The sequence below is a fragment of the Komagataeibacter sp. FNDCR2 genome, assembly GCF_021295395.1.
Taxonomy (GTDB): domain Bacteria; phylum Pseudomonadota; class Alphaproteobacteria; order Acetobacterales; family Acetobacteraceae; genus Komagataeibacter.
Map to the genome: position 1 here is coordinate 2843014 of NZ_JAIWOU010000001.1, position 16987 is coordinate 2860000.

The 16987-nt window shown below is 65.7% G+C and carries 17 protein-coding genes; 14 read left to right on the top strand and 3 right to left on the bottom strand.

Translation table 11 applies throughout. The features are described from left to right. Positions 1-92 precede the first annotated feature (92 nt). From LDL28_RS13460 to thiL, 9 genes are all read left to right on the top strand, one after another. Complete coding sequence (locus tag LDL28_RS13460; protein WP_025813450.1) at positions 93-275, top strand: hypothetical protein; 183 nt, start codon at positions 93-95, stop codon at positions 273-275. Next, entirely contained in the window at positions 276-2084 is a 1809-nt protein-coding gene (locus tag LDL28_RS13465; RefSeq protein WP_233059019.1) for a sensor histidine kinase, read from the top strand. A 98-nt stretch (positions 2085-2182) separates the two neighbouring features. After that, positions 2183-3895, top strand: a complete 1713-nt coding sequence (gene cydD, locus LDL28_RS13470; RefSeq protein ID WP_233059020.1) for a thiol reductant ABC exporter subunit CydD — start codon at positions 2183-2185, stop codon at positions 3893-3895. Further along, a complete protein-coding gene (cydC, locus tag LDL28_RS13475) occupies positions 3892-5589 on the top strand; it encodes a thiol reductant ABC exporter subunit CydC (RefSeq protein WP_233059021.1) in 1698 nt (565 codons plus the stop codon). The genes cydD and cydC overlap by 4 nt, the downstream gene beginning before the upstream one ends. 133 nt (positions 5590-5722) lie before the next feature. Next, the gene (locus LDL28_RS13480) at positions 5723-6097 is read left to right on the top strand and encodes an OmpA family protein (protein WP_233059022.1); all 375 of its coding nucleotides are present in this window, start codon (positions 5723-5725) and stop codon (positions 6095-6097) included. A 23-nt stretch (positions 6098-6120) separates the two neighbouring features. Next, positions 6121-7956 carry a DNA helicase RecQ gene (recQ, locus tag LDL28_RS13485; RefSeq protein ID WP_233059023.1) on the top strand — a complete coding sequence of 612 codons (1836 nt, stop codon included), beginning with the start codon at positions 6121-6123 and terminating at the stop codon, positions 7954-7956. 55 nt (positions 7957-8011) lie between these two features. Then, a complete protein-coding gene (gene nrdR, locus LDL28_RS13490) occupies positions 8012-8518 on the top strand; it encodes a transcriptional regulator NrdR (protein WP_233059024.1) in 507 nt (168 codons plus the stop codon). A gap of 72 nt (positions 8519-8590) precedes the next feature. After that, positions 8591-9157, top strand: coding sequence for a transcription antitermination factor NusB (gene nusB / locus LDL28_RS13495; RefSeq protein WP_233059025.1), 567 nt, complete (start codon positions 8591-8593; stop codon positions 9155-9157). Positions 9158-9172: 15 nt separating this feature from the next. Continuing rightward, a complete protein-coding gene (gene thiL / locus LDL28_RS13500; protein ID WP_233059026.1) occupies positions 9173-10192 on the top strand; it encodes a thiamine-phosphate kinase in 1020 nt (339 codons plus the stop codon). Here the strand turns inward: thiL and LDL28_RS13505 are convergent. Beyond that, positions 10168-11328 (bottom strand): hypothetical protein, encoded by a 1161-nt coding sequence (locus LDL28_RS13505; RefSeq protein ID WP_233059027.1) that lies wholly within the window; start codon positions 11326-11328, stop codon positions 10168-10170. The two genes, thiL and LDL28_RS13505, sit on opposite strands and share 25 nt — an antisense overlap. A gap of 156 nt (positions 11329-11484) precedes the next feature. On the opposite strand from LDL28_RS13505, the gene LDL28_RS13510 reads away from it, so the two are divergent. From LDL28_RS13510 to glk, 3 genes are read left to right on the top strand one after another with little or no spacing between them, the layout of a single operon-like run. Then, positions 11485-12282 (top strand): SDR family oxidoreductase, encoded by a 798-nt coding sequence (locus tag LDL28_RS13510; protein ID WP_233059028.1) that lies wholly within the window; start codon positions 11485-11487, stop codon positions 12280-12282. 13 nt (positions 12283-12295) lie between these two features. Continuing rightward, positions 12296-12436, top strand: a complete 141-nt coding sequence (locus LDL28_RS13515; RefSeq protein WP_233059029.1) for a hypothetical protein — start codon at positions 12296-12298, stop codon at positions 12434-12436. A 6-nt stretch (positions 12437-12442) separates the two neighbouring features. Beyond that, complete coding sequence (glk, locus tag LDL28_RS13520) at positions 12443-13414, top strand: glucokinase (protein WP_233059030.1); 972 nt, start codon at positions 12443-12445, stop codon at positions 13412-13414. Between the two features lie 40 nt (positions 13415-13454). On the opposite strand, the gene LDL28_RS13525 is transcribed toward glk, so the two are convergent. Next, positions 13455-13928, bottom strand: coding sequence for a hypothetical protein (locus LDL28_RS13525; protein WP_233059031.1), 474 nt, complete (start codon positions 13926-13928; stop codon positions 13455-13457). A gap of 106 nt (positions 13929-14034) precedes the next feature. On the opposite strand from LDL28_RS13525, the gene LDL28_RS13530 reads away from it, so the two are divergent. After that, positions 14035-14451 carry a cupin domain-containing protein gene (locus tag LDL28_RS13530; protein WP_233059032.1) on the top strand — a complete coding sequence of 139 codons (417 nt, stop codon included), beginning with the start codon at positions 14035-14037 and terminating at the stop codon, positions 14449-14451. Between the two features lie 236 nt (positions 14452-14687). Continuing rightward, positions 14688-16388, top strand: a complete 1701-nt coding sequence (locus tag LDL28_RS13535) for a thiamine pyrophosphate-binding protein (RefSeq protein WP_233059033.1) — start codon at positions 14688-14690, stop codon at positions 16386-16388. A gap of 17 nt (positions 16389-16405) precedes the next feature. On the opposite strand, the gene LDL28_RS13540 is transcribed toward LDL28_RS13535, so the two are convergent. After that, the gene (locus tag LDL28_RS13540) at positions 16406-16903 is read right to left on the bottom strand and encodes a hypothetical protein (protein WP_233059034.1); all 498 of its coding nucleotides are present in this window, start codon (positions 16901-16903) and stop codon (positions 16406-16408) included. Positions 16904-16987 lie beyond the last annotated feature (84 nt).

Sequence of the window (16987 nt, forward strand, 5' to 3'; positions counted from 1 at the left end):
CCGCGCCAGAGGTCAGGAAGTTTGCAGGGTAGGTTACGGCCCTGGCAACGTCAGGGGTTATGTGAAGTGGGAATTTACTTCGGGATAATGCGATGGCGCTGAAGGACAAGTGTCCTCCCAGGCAACCAGGAAAGAAGTCCACAGACAGATCGGATGACGCGTTTGAGCTATGGTTGAAGCGGGGGCTGCATCAGTTGTTTGATGATGTGACCAGAGAGCCTGTTCCCGAGGAACTCCTGCGCCTGATTGAGGAAGACCGGAAACGGACAAAATAGATGTCCGTCTTTCCATCTTCCGGTCGGGCCCGCAGGGCCGCCCGGCACCGGAGCCTGTTCACCTGGGTCGGGCGCGTGTTCGATGCCGTGCGGGGCCGGATGATGGCGATCATCCTGCTCGCGGCCATGCCTATAGCACTTATCGGGGCCGTGCAGGCGTGGCACAGCTATCACAACACACTGGAAGCGCCCGGTTACCGCACCGACCAGACGGTGGCGCGCATCGATCTGGAACTGCGCCATGAATCCGAACATCTCGGCTCGCTGCTCCAGGCGGTGTCGCGCATGCGGCTTGATGATGAGGGGCTGCGGCGGATGCTGGAACTGGTCCAGTCCCTGACCAGCCGCCACTATACCCAGATCGCGCTGGCGGATGACCGGGGCAATATCCTTACCTCCGTGGGCCGCAGGATCGATGCGCTCCAGTTGACCACGGAGGAAATGCCCCGCTTCCAGGGTGATATCGGCATGGTGCCGATTACCGACCCGGTCACGCATGTGCCCGCCTATTTCCGCATTACCGTCACCACCATGATCGGCGATGAAAATGGCCGCCCCGCCCGTTCGGGCTACCTTACGGCCATCATGCCCCTGTCCTGGCGCAGCGGCATGCTGCAGGGCAGTGACCCGCGGCTGGATCTGGTGCAGCAGAATGGCCTTATAGAGATCTGGGTTCTCGACAATCAGGCGCGCATGGCGGTTCCCCTGTGCGCTGACTGCCAGTGGGATCCCCACCCGTCCGAGCCGATCATGCGCTGGGCGCGGTTCATGCTGGCGCGCAATCAGGAACACGGGCACATCACCCTGCCCGAAGGGTCGTTTTCCATCGGCCGGGTGCAGGGCGGCGTCTTCGTTCTGGCCATGACGCGCCGCAATGCGGGGGAGCGGCATGCGGTGGTCATGTTCGCGGTCTCGCTGGTCAGCAGCGGGCTGCTGCTGCTTGTCGGGCTGCTGGGGGCTTCCAAAAGTGCCGACGTGCTGGTGATCGCGCCGCTGCGCCTGCTTACGGATTCCGTCAACCAGTGGCAGTTGGGCGGCATGTATGACGTGCGCTCCAACTGGGCCATGCCGCTGGAGGTCAGGCAGCTTGCCCATGCCTTCAGCAAGGCGACGCGCAGGCTGGCGCGCCATGAAAAGCGGCTGGAGCGCGCGCAGGTCCGCCAGGAGCTGCTGCTCAAGGAAATGCATCACCGCGTCAAGAACAACCTCCAGATCGTGGCGTCCCTGCTGAACCTTCAGGCCGGCCGGATCCGCCAGCCCGCCGCGCGTGAGGAATTCGCCCAGGCCCGCGACCGCGTGCGCGCGCTGGCGACACTGCATCGCTACCTGTACGCGGATGGGGAACTCTACAGCCTGAACATGCAGAGCTTCGTGCGTGAACTATGTGGCCAGATCATGCACGCCATCGGGGAATCCGATGAAAGCCGCATCACGCTGGACATCCGCGTCGATGACCTGCTGATGGTGCCCGATCAGGCCGTGCCCCTTGCCCTGATCGTGACCGAAGCGGTGAGCAACACCCTCAAATATGCATTTCCCGACCGCCAGCACGGCACGCTGGAGGTGGGGCTGCGCGCGCTGGACGGTGGGCGGGCATGCCTGTGGATCGCGGATAACGGGGTGGGCATGGCGGCGGCGCGTAACCATGCGGCGGCGGCGGAGGTGGCGCGCGGCGGGATCGGCATGCAGTTGATCCGTGGCTTTGCCCGGCAGCTTGGGGGGGAACTGCAACTGTTTGAGGAAAACGGCACCCGCTATGTGCTTGTTTTCCCGCTCAAGCAGCCCGAGGCGGATGAACTGGCTGACTGAACGCATGCAAAAATGCATGGCAGAGTTATGTCGCGGGCAGCTTATGGCGCGGCATGATGGCTGTCCCTGTGCGGTGTCATTCGGTATAGGGTGCGGTCATGAACGATGACAAGACAGTGATGAAGGCGTGGACAAAGGCACAGTCGCGTCTTGGGCGCAGGCAGGCCATGCCGGTTGTACTGCTGGGGCTGGCCGTGGCCATGATCGCCGTGGGGCAGGTCTGGTGCATTGCGAACGTGCTGGCCTGCGTGCTGGTGCCCGGTGGCATGCCGGTAGCGCTCTGGCCGCTGGCGGGTCTTGTCCTTCTGGTGCTGCTGCGCGCCGGTGTGCAGATGGGGGCGGATGTCCTGGCCGCCCGCGCGGGCATGAAGGCGCGTGTCCGGCTGCGCGCCGGGGTGCTGGCGGGGATCCTGCGCGGTGGGCCGGGACTGCTGCGGCGGCACCACACGGGCGAACTGACGGCGCTGGCGGTTGACCGGATCGAGGCGCTGGACGGCTTCTTTTCCCGCTGGCTGCCCGCTTCCGTATTATGGATGGCCGCCCCCCTTGTCATCGGTCTTCTGGCCGCGCTCGTGCAGCCGGGTTCGGCGCTGATCATGGCGCTGTGCGGTATTGCCGTGCCGTTCGGGCAGGCGGTGTTCGGCATCGGGGCGGCCGTGGCCTCGCGCAACCAGTTCCTGGCCATGACCCGCCTTCAGGCCCGGTTTCTGGACCGGGTGCGGGGGATCGCCACCATTGTCCTGTCCGGCCGGACCGAGGATGAGACCCGCCGCCTTGCCGCGAGCGCCGAGGAACTGCGCCAGCGCACCATGAAGGTGCTGCGCGTCGCCTTCCTGTCATCCGCGTCGATCGACTGCGCGCTGGTCGTGGCCCTGGTGCTGGTGGCACTGCGCAACGGGGCGCAGCTTATGGCGCTGCACGATCAGGGGGCGGCGGCAACGGTCATGGCGGCGCATGTGGCGCAGGGGCTGTTCGTCGTGCTGCTGGTGCCGGAATTCTTCGCCCCCTTCCGCAGCCTTGCGCTGGCGTATCAGGACCGTGCCCATGCCTCGGGTGCTGCGGGCGCCATGAAGATCCTGCCTGATGCCGCCACCGTCCGCGCCGCCGGTCAGGCGGTGTGCGAGACGGGGCAGGGGGTGCGTGTCGCGTTCGAGCATGTCGGCTTCGCATGGGACGCCACGCGCGGCCCGACGCTGGAGGACATTTCGTTCACCGTGCCCGCCGGGCAGACACTGGTGCTGTGCGGGGCGTCGGGTTCGGGCAAATCCACCCTTATCGAACTGCTGCTGGGCTTCATCCAGCCCACCGGGGGGCGGATCACCCTGAACGGTGTCGATATGGCCACCCTCCTGCCCGAGGCGCTGGTGGCCATGACATCATGGATTGGCCAGAAGCCGGTCCTGTTTGCCGGGACCCTGCGTGAAAACATTCTTTTCGCCCGGCCCGACGCGACGGAGGCCCAGCTTCGGGCGGCACTTGAGGCCGCGGCGGCGGATGGCTTCGTCTCCAACCTGCCACAGGGGCTTGAGACCATTATCGGCGAAGGCGGCTTCGGCCTGTCCGGCGGGCAGGCGCAGCGGGTCGCGATCGCGCGCGCCTTCCTCAAGGATGCCCCGCTCCTGCTGCTCGACGAACCGACGGCCCATCTCGACCCACGGACCGAGGCCGATGTGTTCGACAGCCTGCGCAGGCTCGCCGCGCGGCGCACCGTCATCCTCGCCAGCCATTCGGCGGCGGTGGAAGGGTTCGGGGGGCAGCGCATCGTCCTTGAGCGCGGACATATCGCCACCAGCATGGAGAGCGCATCGTGAAAACCTCGGAAAATCGGGTGTTCGAGCGGCAGGCGGACCGTGCGGGCGTTCTGGCCCCGGTATTGCAGATCCTGCATATCTGGCGCAGGCGCGCGCCGTTGCTGACGGCGGGCACCATCCTGTCCCTGCTCGCCCTGCTGATCGGCCTTTTGCTGATGCGCGAGGCGGGTGTCCGTGTCGCCGCCATGACGCTGGGCATGGTCGTGGTCACCGCCGGGAGCCTGCGCATCCTGGGCAGTGCGCGCGTGGTGCTGCGCTATTCGGAACGGCTGCTCACGCATGATGCGATGTTCCGGGCGCTGGCGGATGTGCGCGTGTGGTTTTTCCGCCATCTGGCGCGGGGTGCGGCGGCGGGCCTTGGCTTCCGCCGCGCGGGGGATCTGCTGTCACGTCTGGTTTCGGATGTGGAGGCGCTGGACGGGCTTTACCTGCGCATTATCGTGCCGCTGGCAGGTGCGGCCCTGATCCTGCCGTTCCTGTTTATTGCCATCAACATGGTCAATACGGTCCTGGCGCTGGTGGTGACGGGGCTTTTCGCCTGCGGGGCCTTCCTCCTGCCGCTGATCGCCGCGATGCTGGGGCGGCGCGATGGGGGAGAGGTCAACCACGCGGCCGCGCAGTTGCGCATCGGCGTGCTGGACATGGTGGGCGGCCTGCGTGAAATCGCGACCTTCGGGGCGGAGGGGCGCATGCTGGACCACGTCCATGCGCGCGATGGCGCGCTGTGCCGCGCGCAGATGAAACAGGCCCGCATGCTTGCCGCCGCCGGGGCGGCCTCCTACCTGTGCGGGCAGGCGGCGGTTGTCGCGGTTCTGGCCGCCGCCATGGGGCTGGGCCTGCCCCGCATCGCCCCGTTGCCCGCCGCCGCCGTGCTGTTCCTGAGTGTTGCCGCGTTTGAAAGCGTGGGCGGCCTGACCCGCGCTGGCGCGCTGGCGGGCAACATCACCCGCGCCGCCGCGCGCGTCGTCGCCGTGGGGGAACCGCCCGCCCATGCCCCGCCCGAGGGCACGCAGCCCGCACCGGCGGGAAACGACATCCGCTTCGACCATGTTTCCTTCCGTTGGGAAGCGGCGCGCGCGCCAGTTCTGGACGGTCTGGATCTGGACATACCGGCGGGGCAGCGTATCGCGCTGCTGGGTCCATCGGGTGCGGGCAAGTCCACGCTGGCGGCGCTGCTGCTGAAGGTGGTGGCCCCGCAGTCCGGGCGGATCGAACTGGGTGGGCAGGATATCGCCACCATCCGCGACGATGCATTGCGGGGGCGGATTGCGTGGCTGTCACAGGCGACCCATCTGTTCGCCGATACGATTCGCGCCAACCTGCTGCTTGGCCGCCCCGATGCGACCGAAGATGAATTATGGACCGCGCTGGAACAGGCCTGCGTGGCCGAAGTTGTGCGTGACCTGCCCGAAGGGCTGGATAGCTGGCTGGGTGAAGGGGGGGCGAGCCTGTCCGGCGGGCAGGGCCGGCGGCTTGCGCTGGCGCGTGTGCTGCTGTCGCGCGCGCCGATCCTGATACTGGATGAACCGGCCACCGGGCTTGACGCCCGGACCGAGCAGGAATTCCTCCAGACCCTGAACGAAGTGACACGGGGGCGTACCGTCATCCTGATCGCCCACCGGCTGACCGGGGTGGAAAAACTCGACCGGGTATGGCGGATCGTGGATGGTAAAACGGTTGAGGTGCGCCAGTAGGAAGGCGGTCATGCCGCCCAGAGGATTGACGCGGTGGGCCCCACAGGGCACGAAGTAGCGGAAAAATCGGATCGGACAACCAGCAGGCCTATGGCGATCCGTCTTGAATAGCTGAATCGGGAGTAAGTCCATCATGCGTCGCCTGTCTCTTTTTCTTGGTCTCGGTCTGCTGACAGGGTGTGCTGGTGGCCATCCGGGCAAGTATATCGTGTTCTTTACCCAGAACTCCGTGCAGATTGACGCACCGGCCCAGACCGTGATCTCGCAGGCGGCCCAACGCGCGGTGGCGCACCATGCCACGGTGCGGGTGGAAGGGTATGCCGCGGCCAGTCATGACCTGTCGGCCGATGAACTGCTGGCCATTGACCGCGCCAAGATCGTGGCGCGCCAGCTTGCCGTTGATGGCGTGGACGCGGCGCGCATCCGCCAGCAGCCGCGCGGACCGGTCAATAACGAAGATGGTGCGCTCGCCTCCCGCCGGGTCGAGATCGTGGTTGGCGGAAACTGAGCGCAGACCCTGACTTTCCGGACATGACCGGGCACGGCGGCCTGTCGCGCAACCCGCGTGACGTTCTGGCCGAGGTCTTCGGCTTTCCCGACTTCCGCGGCCTGCAGCAGCAGGCCGTGGATGAGGTCATGGCGGGCCGGGACTGTCTCGTGCTCATGCCGACCGGCGGCGGCAAGAGCGTGTGCTATCAGGTGCCCGCGCTTGCCCGGCCCGGCACGGGTCTGGTCATTTCCCCACTGATCGCCCTTATGGACGATCAGGTGGCGGCCCTGCGGCAGCTTGGCGTCAACGCGGGCGCGCTGCATTCCGAACTGGAAGCCGAGGACGCCGCCCGTGTCCGCGCCGATCTTGTGGCGGGGCGGCTTGATATCCTTTACGTATCGCCCGAGCGGCTGCTCTTTCCCGGCATGCTCGAACGGCTCGGGCGGCTGCAACTCTCCGTCATCGCGATTGACGAGGCCCACTGCATTTCCGCGTGGGGGCATGAATTCCGGCCCGAATACCGTGAACTCGCGGCCCTGCCGCAGCATTTTCCCGATGTGCCGCGTATCGCCCTGACCGCCACGGCCGATGCCCGCACGCGCACCGACATCCTCGATGCGCTGGCCATGCCCGACGCCACGGTGTTCAAGGCCAGTTTCCACCGGCCCAACCTCGATATCGCCGTGCGGCCCAAAACGTCCGAAATGCGGCAGCTTACCGCCATACTGGACCGGCACCGGGGGGCGGCGTCCATCGTGTACTGCGGCAGTCGCAGCAAGACCGAGCGGGTCGCGCGTTCACTGGCGGGCAAGGGCTATGTGGCGCTGCCGTTCCATGCCGGGCTGTCGCCGGTGGAAAAGCGCGCCGCCCTCATGCGTTTCCGCTCGGGTGAGGCGGTGGTGATCGTGGCCACCATCGCCTTTGGCATGGGCATCGACCGGCCCGATGTGCGCGCGGTGGTGCATCTGGACATGCCGTCCTCGCCCGAAGGGTATTACCAGCAGATCGGCCGCGCCGGGCGTGATGGCGAACAGGCCGAGACCGTCCTGCTTTATGGCGGCGATGACATGGCGCGTGCCCGCTACTGGCTGGAGCAGTCCAACGCGCCCCAGGCGCAGAAGCGGATCATGAGCGCGCGGCTGGAAGCCATGATCGCCCTGACCGAGACGACGGGGTGCCGCACGCAGGCGCTCCTCGCCTGTTTTGGCGAGGAACTGGCCACCCCCTGCGGCCATTGCGACAACTGCCGCAACCCGGTCGCCACCTTCGATGGCACGGTGGCGGCGCAGAAGGTTCTTTCCGCCATTTACCGGACCGGGCAGCGTTTTGGCGCGGTCCATGTGGCGGGCGTGCTGCGGGGCAAGACATCGGATATGATCGCGCGCCACGGGCATGAGAAACTGACCGTGTTCGGCATCGGCAACGACCGGCCCGAACCGTTCTGGCGTGGCGTGATCCGGCAGTTGATCGCGCGCGGCGCCATAAAGGTCACGGGGGAATATAATTCCCTTGCTCTTGAGGAAGGGCGTGCGCGCCCCATCTTGCGGGGGGAGGAGCAGATCATGCTGCGTGAGGACGCGACCGAGGACCTGCGCGCCGCCGGGCGCGGTTCGGGTGGTGGGTCGCGCCCGCAGATGACCGACCTGACGCCACAGGCGGCCACGCGGTATGAAGCCCTGCGGAAATGGCGGCTGGGGGAGGCGCGCGAGCAGGAAATTCCGCCCTATGTCATTTTTCATGACGCCGTGCTGCACGATATCGCGCTGGAGCGGCCGACCACGCTTGATGAGCTGGGCATGATCCGTGGGGTTGGTGGTTCCAAGCTGACACGCTACGGCATGGCCGTGCTTGACGTGCTGGCGGAAGTGGGCGTCTGACCGGGCCTGTGTGTGGCGTGGTCTGTTTTTTTCGGTAATCAGGAGCCGGTTTTGCATGCGTTGCCCGTTTTGTGGACATGAGGAAACACAGGTAAAGGACAGCCGCCCGCATGAGGACGGCGCGGCCATCCGCCGCCGCCGCATCTGTGCGTCCTGCGGGCAGCGCTTCACCACCATCGAGCGCGTGCAGTTGCGCGATCTGGTGGTGATCAAGGCCGATGGCCGCCGCGTGCCGTTCGAGCGTGACAAGCTGGCGCGTTCGGTGCGCATCGCGCTGCGCAAGCGCCCGGTCGATGCGGAACGGATCGAGCGGATCGTCAACGGCCTTGTCCGCCACCTTGAGGCGACGGGGGAGACGGATGTCCCGTCGCGCGATATCGGGCGGCTGGTCATGGAAACGCTGCGCGAGATAGATTCCGTGGCCTATATCCGCTTTGCCTCCGTGCACTGGGATTTCCGGGAAACCAAGGATTTCGCGGATATTCTGGATACGATATCGGCCTCCGTATCGGGTGATGAGGGCGAGGGCTTTGCGCCCCCCAAGCCAAAAAATAAAGATTGAACTGGACCCCGCCGCGCAAAGAGGCGATGAAGCCCTGATTTCGCAGCAATGCCACAGCAGGAGTAACGCGCCATGACACAGACAGACGGTGACCGGCAGCCCAAGGTCCGTTCCCGTACCGCATCGCGCGTTGCGGCGGTGCAGGCCCTGTTCCAGATCGAGCAGGGCAGTGAAAACCCCGATAACGTGATCAACCAGTTCACCCGCCACCGGCTGGGCACCTCGGCCTCCTCGCAGTGCGACTATGCCGAGGGACAGGTACCCGATGCCGATGCGCGGCTGTTTGCCACGGTGGTGCGCGGTGCCATGGCCCGGCAGGACCGTATCGACGCCCTGCTGCATGACATCCTGCCCGCGTCCTGGCCGCTGGCCCGCCTGGACCCGGTGCTGCGCGCCATCATGCATGCGGCGGGCGGTGAAATGACCGGCAGCGCCGACCCGGTGCCCGCGCGTGTCATCATCAACGAATACATGGACATTGCCCACGGCTTTCTGGCTGGTGACGAGCCACGCATGCTCAACGGGGTGCTTGACGCCCTGTCACGCCGCCTGAATGAACCGGAAGCACCTGCCACACCCGCGCCCGCGCAGGAAGACGCGCCGGTCGTGACCGACGCGCCCGACAGCACGGCGTCGTAAAACCAGCACGAAGGAATGGCGGCCATGGCGCAGGAAAGACTGCCGGATAATGGCCTGCCTGCCGAATTCGGGTTCATCGCCCGTATTTTCCGCCCCCTGGCGGGGGAGGGCGCGCTTGACCTGCGCGATGACGCCGCCGTGTTCACGCCCCCTGCCGGGCGGCAGATCGTGGTGGCGGCGGATGCCATGGTGGAAGGCGTGCATTTCCTGCCCGATGACCCGGCGGAGACCGTGGGCCGTAAACTGCTGCGCTGCAACCTGTCGGACCTTGCGGCAATGGACGCCACCCCGCTTGGCTATCTGCTCACGGTCTCCATGCCCCCGGCGCGTGGTGAGGCATGGTTCGCGGATTTTGCCGCCGGTCTCGCGCGTGATCAGCGGCAGTTCGGCATTACCCTGCTGGGGGGGGACACCACCTCCACCTCCGGGCCGCTTGTGCTGTCCCTGACCGTGCTGGGGCATGTGGCGCCCGGTATGGCCCTGCGGCGCAGCGGCGCGCGGGCGGGCGATGGCCTGTGGGTTACCGGCACGATTGGCGACGGGGCGATGGGACTGCTGGCGCGGCAGGGACGGGTCGCGGATCCGGACGGGTTCCTGGCCGGTCGCTACCAGTTACCCCGCCCCCGGCTTGGGCTGGCCCTGGGGGGAATCGCCTCGGCCGGCATGGATGTGTCCGACGGGCTGGTGCAGGATCTGGGCCATATGGCGCGCGAGAGCGGTGTGGGCGCGGTGCTGCATGCCGCGCAGGTTCCGCTTTCACCCGCCGTGCGCGCATTGGGGCCGGACTGGCTGGCGCGCTGCATTTCGGGGGGGGATGATTATGAGCTGCTGCTTGCCGTGCCCCCCGCGCGGGAGGCGGAATTACAGCGCCATGCCGCGCTGCGCGATGTCGCCGTCACCCGCATTGGGCAGGTGGTGGCGGGCAGCGGCGTGCAGGTGGTGGATGAAAACGGACGCGACATGCCCCTTAAGCGGCGCGGCTGGAGCCACCTGCCGGAAGGGGGGCAGGCTCAGGATTCGAGCGATTTGTCATAAACCCGGTAGCGCTTGCACGGCTGCGGGGTGATGCGTTCGATCAGGCGGCGCATGGGCAGGTTGGTTTCCAGCACCCAGCCCAGTTCGATCGTGCGGTAGGGCAGGCTGCGGCCCCGCTTCATGAGTTCGGTAATGGCGAGGGCGGGCATGATCGCGCCCAGCGCCGTACCGTCGAGCGTGGAGCTTACGCCCAGCAGGATCACACGCGCGGAATGGAATTCATGCCGCAGCAGCCGCTTGCCCAGCTTGAGCCAGCCCAGCGGCGAGGGATCGCCATTGAGATCCGACGAGATGTCGAACACATTGGGCACCACAAGCGCCACGCAGACCGGCTTGCCCGCCTGCTCGATCAGGACGAAATGCTCGGGTTTGAGCAGCGGCTTGAGTTCCACGATCATGGACTGGACATCTTCGCGCGCCAGCGGGATCGAGCCCCAGTTGTTGCGCCAGGCGTCGTTGTACAGCGTGCGCAGGATCTCGCCGTCTTCCTCTATCCGGTCCAGGCGCAGGCCACGGGTGGAAATATTGCCCAGCCTGCCTTCGCCAATGCGCAGGGAGGCGGGGACGAGATGCGCGTCTTCCGCGTCCGGGCCGGTGCGCATCTGGTAGGCCAGCAGGTCGCGCGCCTTGGTGCAGCCACAGGCTTCCATCATGCCGGGCAACCATTGCGGGTGCCAGGGCATGGCCACCATCGGCAGGGCATGATGGCCGGACAGCATCATCCCGAACTCGCCATTGCTGTCCAGCGTCTGCGGGCCGCGCATGAGCTTCATGCCGTGGCGGCGCAGCCATGTGCCGGCGGCTTCCAGCAGGGCGGAGACGACGGCCATGTCGTCAATGGCGTCGAGCGCGCCAAAAAACCCGACGGCTTCGCCATAATGCGCCATGGAGATGGGGTCGATCTGCGCGGAAATACGCCCGACCGCCTTCCTGCCGCGCATGGCCAGGAAATACTGCGCCCGCCCCGTGCGGAAAAAGGAGTTCTTGCGCGGGGTCAGCAGGTCGCGCTGGGTCAGGTCCAGCGGGGGGACATAACCGGGCAGCCCGGCGTACAGGCGGCGGGGCAACTGGATGAAGGTGGTCATCTGACGAAAGCCGGAAACGGGAATGATAGTAAGACGATCGGTTTCGTTCATGACCGGTTCGTTGCATCCTGAACATTACCGGCATCGGCCTTCATTCCGTGGCGGAACGGGGCAGGTTATGCAGGTATGGGTTGAAAGAGTTGATTCGGTTATCCGTTCTGTTGCTGTGCTGATGGCACAGAAGGACCCCGAAAAGGAAGACAGACAATGACAGGAAAGCTCGGTTCACGCACGGATGAAGGTGCATATGTGCTGATTACCGGGGCATCGAGCGGGATCGGGGCGGAACTGGCATGGCTGTACGCGGCGCGCGGGCGGCCCCTGGTGCTGTGGGGGCGTGACGTGGCGCGGCTGGAAGACGTGGCGGTCCGGGCCCGCGCTTTCGGGGTGGATGTGCATACCCGCGTGCTTGACCTGATGGATGGGGCCGCCGCCGTAGCAGCCCTGCGTGAGGATGATGACAGCCATCCGCTGGGCATCGCGATCCTTGCCGCGGGGCTGGGGGACATGCGGCGCGGACAGGACGTGGTGGAAAGGGCGGAGGACGTGCTGCGGCTGGGGCTGGTCAATTACGCCACGCCATCGGCCATGGCGGCGGCAGCGGCCGAGCGCATGGTGCCGCGCGGGCGTGGGCATATCGTGCTGATCGGCTCGGTCGCGGCGTTTCACGCATTGCCCTTCGCCGCGGCCTATTCCGGTTCCAAGGCCGGGATCAAACGCTTTGCCGAGGCGCAGCAGATGGCCCTTGCCCCGCTCGGTGTCGGGGTGACGCTGGTTTCCCCGGGGTTTGTGGATACACCGATGAGCCGCCGGGTGGTGGGGGCCAAACCCTTCCTGCAGACCGCGCCGGCGGCGGCCCGCCGGATTGCGCGCGCGGTGGACCGGGGGCGGCCGCATCTTGTCTTTCCGTTCGTGTTTTCAGTGCTGCGACTGGTGGATACGCTGGTGCCGTGGCCGCTCAAGCGGCGGATCCTCTCGGCCATAAAGGCGGACCAGACGGACTGAGCCCGCCCGATCCATGAAAATCGTGACCTTGCCGGTTTTTTTTGTCGTGGTGGATGTGTTAACCGAAGCCCCTGCAATATCGGCAGGGCTGGATTGCAGGCAGGTTTGGGAATTGATGACAGGCAAGGAACCGCCGTATGGCCACGGAGCGTGACCGGACATGAAAGAGATCGTCGCAGTTGATATTGGCGGAACCCATGCGCGGTTCGCCATTGCCCAGGTGGATCAGGGGCGGGTCGTCACGCTGGGAAACGCCGTGACCCTGAAATGCGCCGACCACGCCAGCGTGCAACTGGCGTGGGAAGCCTTCGGTCGCGCAATTGACCGCCCGCTGCCCCGCTCGGCCGGGATTGCGGTGGCCTGCCCCATCAAGGGTGACATCCTGAAGCTGACCAACAACCCATGGGTCATCCAGCCCGCCTGGCTTCCGGTCAAGCTGGGGGTGGACGAACTGATTCTGGTCAATGATTTCGGCGCGGTCGGCCATGCGGTGGCGCAGGTCGGGGCGGACAGCCTCCAGCACCTGTGTGGTCCCGACATTCCATTGCCCGAACAGGGGGTCATCACCATTGTCGGGCCGGGCACGGGGCTTGGTTCCGCCTATATCGTGCGGCGGCGGAACGGGTATTTCGTGTGTGAGACCGAGGGCGGCCATATCGACTTCTCCCCGCTGGACCAGTTCGAAGACCGGATTCTGGGCGTGCTGCGCAGGCGCTACCGCCGGGTGTCGGTCGAGCGCGTGGTCTCCGGGCCGGGGCTGCTCAATCTGTACGAAGCCATTGCCGAAATAGGCGAGCTTTCGGTCAAGGCGCGTGATGACAAGGCCCTGTGGACCATGGCGCTGGAAGGCAGCGACCACGTCGCATCGGCGGCGCTGGAACGGTTCTGCCTCAGCCTGGGTACGGTCGCGGGGGATCTCGCGCTGGCGCAGGGGGGCAGCGCCGTCGTGATCGCGGGCGGGCTTGGGCTGCGTCTGGCCCGGCATCTGCCCAGTTCCGGCTTTGCCGAGCGGTTCGTGGCCAAAGGCCGGTTCGAGGGCATGATGGCGGAAATGCCCGTCAAGCTGATTACCTATCCGGAGCCGGGCCTGCTGGGTGCGGCCGCCGCCTTTGCCGAAGCCTACCGCCAGTAAAAAAAGCTGTCTGAAAACAGCTTCCGGGCGGCCCAGTGTCTCAACCCTGCCACAGGTGGCCGGGCATGGCGTCATAATGGCGGGTCAGCATATCCAGCAGCAGCGCCATGACGCTGTCCATGTGCTGGGGGTCGTGACGGGTGTTGCGGGCCAGTTCGCGCATCGGCCGGTTGTTGATGAGGGCCGCGATCAGCACACGTTCATAACGGTAGCCGATGATATCGTGGATGTATCTGTAGCGGTTGATGGATCCCAGCCGCCCGTTCAGGGGGCGGCGGGACAGTCCGTACGATGTCCGCTCCAGTTGCGGGTCTTCCAGCCCCATGACCCCGATCCGGTAATCCGTGGCCCAGAACCGGGCGGCGGCGACATGGTGGGCGGTAATGGCCCCGGTGCGATGCAGCGCCTCGATAACCGTGGGCAGGGGAAAACCGGCACCCCCCTCCATACCCGATGGTGCTGCCGGGGCAGGCCGGGACGCAGGGCGGTCAGCGGGCAAGAGGCGTGCTTTCATGGGGGTATGGTATCATATCATCTCCATGGTCCGGTATGGGATAAACGGGCGTAGTGCCGTCCCGCCGTTCCGAGGGCCACCGACAGGGTCAGGGAGCATGACGCACATGGACGAACGTTACAGATTTTTTGATTTCAATGCGATTGGCAAACGCTTTCCACCCCATGCGGAAAGTCTGATCGTCGATACCTACCTGTCCGACAGCCCGGCCTGCAGCATGCGGCTGTTCCGTATCTACCATCCATTGCCCCGGCATTTTCACCGCATGTGCGATGAACACCTGCTCCTGCTGTCCGGACACCTGAATTTCCTGATCGAGGATGATCCCGCCCGCCTGCTTTCGCCAGGCGAGATGGTCATTTTCAAGCGCGATACCGTTCATGGTGTCGAGCCGGTCGGTCACGAGCCGGTGGTCTTCCTGGCCACCGATACCCCGCGCCGGGCACCTGATGACGTGCATTTCGTGGACACGGACGCTACGCGGGGGCTGACCTTCGTCACGCACCTGGAAGATTACGGCTGACGGGACGGCATAAAAAAACGGCATCACCAGAATGCTGGTGATGCCGGAAGGTGCCGTGGGAAGGTCGGGAAATCGACGGTCGGGAATCTGCCGGACCACGGGTTGGATTATTTAGTAATGATAATCATTATCATTAACAAGAAAAAAATGATGCCAGCCCCGATCGCCACATGGTGGACCCGGACCTGAAAACATGATGCGATACGCCAACACCCTCACAGCAGGCAGGAAACAGTATGGCCATTACACCGCTTGATGTCGCGGCACAGCGGACGGGAGGGCGGCGGGGGGCCGACATCCTGCTGGAAATTCTGGAAAGTGAGGGCGTACGCTACATATTCGGCAACCCCGGTACGACGGAACTGCCGCTGATCGACGCGCTCCAGCGCCGCCCGGATCTGCGCTATATCCTGGCGTTGCAGGAAGCCAGCGTCGTGGCCATGGCCGATGGCTACGCACAGGCGGCGGGCCGTCCCGGTTTCCTTAACCTGCATACGGCTGGTGGCCTGGGCCATGGCATGGGCAACCTGCTCAATGCCAGTGTCTCGCAGACACCGCTTGTCGTTACGGCGGGGCAGCAGGATTCGCGGCATACGATTTCCGATCCGCTGCTGTTCGGTGATCTGGTCAGCATCGCCACGCCCGCTGTCAAATGGGCGCAGGAAGTGCTGCATGCGGACCAGTTGCCCGTGCTGGTAAGACGCGCGTTCAACGATTCGATGGCCGCGCCGTCCGGGCCGGTATTCCTGTCGCTCCCCATGGATGTGATGGAGGAAGCCAGCGATATCGACATCGGCGCGCCATCCGTCATCAACCGGGATTCCATCGCGGGCGGCCTGTCGGAACTGGCCCGCGCGCTGGCGGGCATCGCGCCGGGGCGGCTTGCCATCATCGCGGGGGATGAGGTGCATGGCGCCAATGCCGCGCGGGAAGTGGCTGCGGTGGCCGAACTTCTCGGGGCGCCGGTTTATGGCGCGTCGTGGCCTTCGCGCATTCCCTTCGCCACGTCATGCCCCCTGTGGGCGGGCAACATGCCCACGCGGGCGACCGACATCGCCAGCCGCCTGTCGGATTACGACGCCATCTTCGCGCTGGGCGGCAAATCGCTGATCACCATCCTGTATTCGGAAGGTTCCCCCGTGCCGCCGGGTTGCGCGGTCTATCAGGTCTCGGCCGATGCGCGTGATCTGGGCCGCACGTTCCAGACCCCGCTTTCGCTGGTGGGGAATATCCGGGCTTCGCTCAAGGTCCTGCTGCCCCTGCTGGAAAGGGAAACCCAGCCCCGTCGTGCCGAATACGTTGCCGTGCGGGCGGCCGTGGCCACCGCGCGTACGCGCCGGCGGGCAGAAGCCGGGCAACTGGTGGCGCAGCATCGCGATGACCCGGTCATTGCCCCCTGCGTCGCGGCGTATGAGGCCGTGCGCGCCATCGGTCCCCATGTCGCGATTGTGGATGAGGCCATCGCCACGTCATCCTATACCCGCATGTTCCTTGATAGTGACTGGGCGGCGCAATATTCCTTCCTGCGTGGCGGCGCGCTGGGCTGGGGCATGCCTGCCGCGGTGGGGGCGTCGCTCGGGCTGGGGCGCGAGCCGGTTGTCTGCCTGGTGGGCGACGGCGCGGCCCTTTATTCGCCCCAGGCCTTATGGACAGCGGCGCATGAGCAACTGCCCGTGACCTTCGTGGTCATGAATAACCGTGAATATAACGTGCTGAAGGGCTTCATGCGGGAACAGACGCATTATGTCTCGGCCCGCGAGGGCAATTTCCTCGCCATGGACCTCAATGACCCGCCAATCGACTATCAGGCGATGGCGATGTCGTACGGGCTGGATTCGCGCCTGATTACCCGGATGCAGGACATCGCCCCCGCGATCGAGGCGGCCATGGCGTCTGGCCGCCCCAATCTTGTGGAGATCCTGATCAGCACCGTCTAGGGAGCGGGCGTGGGAACCTAACGGATGGGGAAGGAACAGGCCGCGGGCATCTTGTCCGGCCGTTCACCACCGGGATCGACATGCAGGGTCAGCCGCATCACGGCCGCGGCCAGATGCGCGCCGCTGGTGCGCATGGTGGCCTTGATGTCCACGCCCTGGTTGTTGTCCATGACCACGACATTCCGGCCCCGGCCCATCGTGGCTTCCGCCCGGACCGACCAGTAGGTGCCGTTGAAGTCGGACAGGCGGGCAAGGTTGTATACTTTTCCATCGCCCTTCAGCCGGCTGTAGCCAAATCCGACCGCTCCGCCGCCCGTAACCTTGACCGGATAGGAGTGGGGTCCGTAATACAGCCGCCCCTTGCCCCACGAATAACCACCGGCAAGAGCGGCGTCATGCAGGGTAAAGCACAGTTTGGCCGTCCGCTGCCCCAGCGCGTCCGCGGCCCATGCGGATGGGGTGGCCAGAAGTCCAGCAGCAAGAATGACAGGGGCTGAAAGCAGAGCTGGTCGCACGGTATGTTCCTGCTACGATATGCTGGCTGGAGAGCATGGTGGGAATCGGAAACGCCCCGGTTTTGACTGACCGCAGCGTTCATT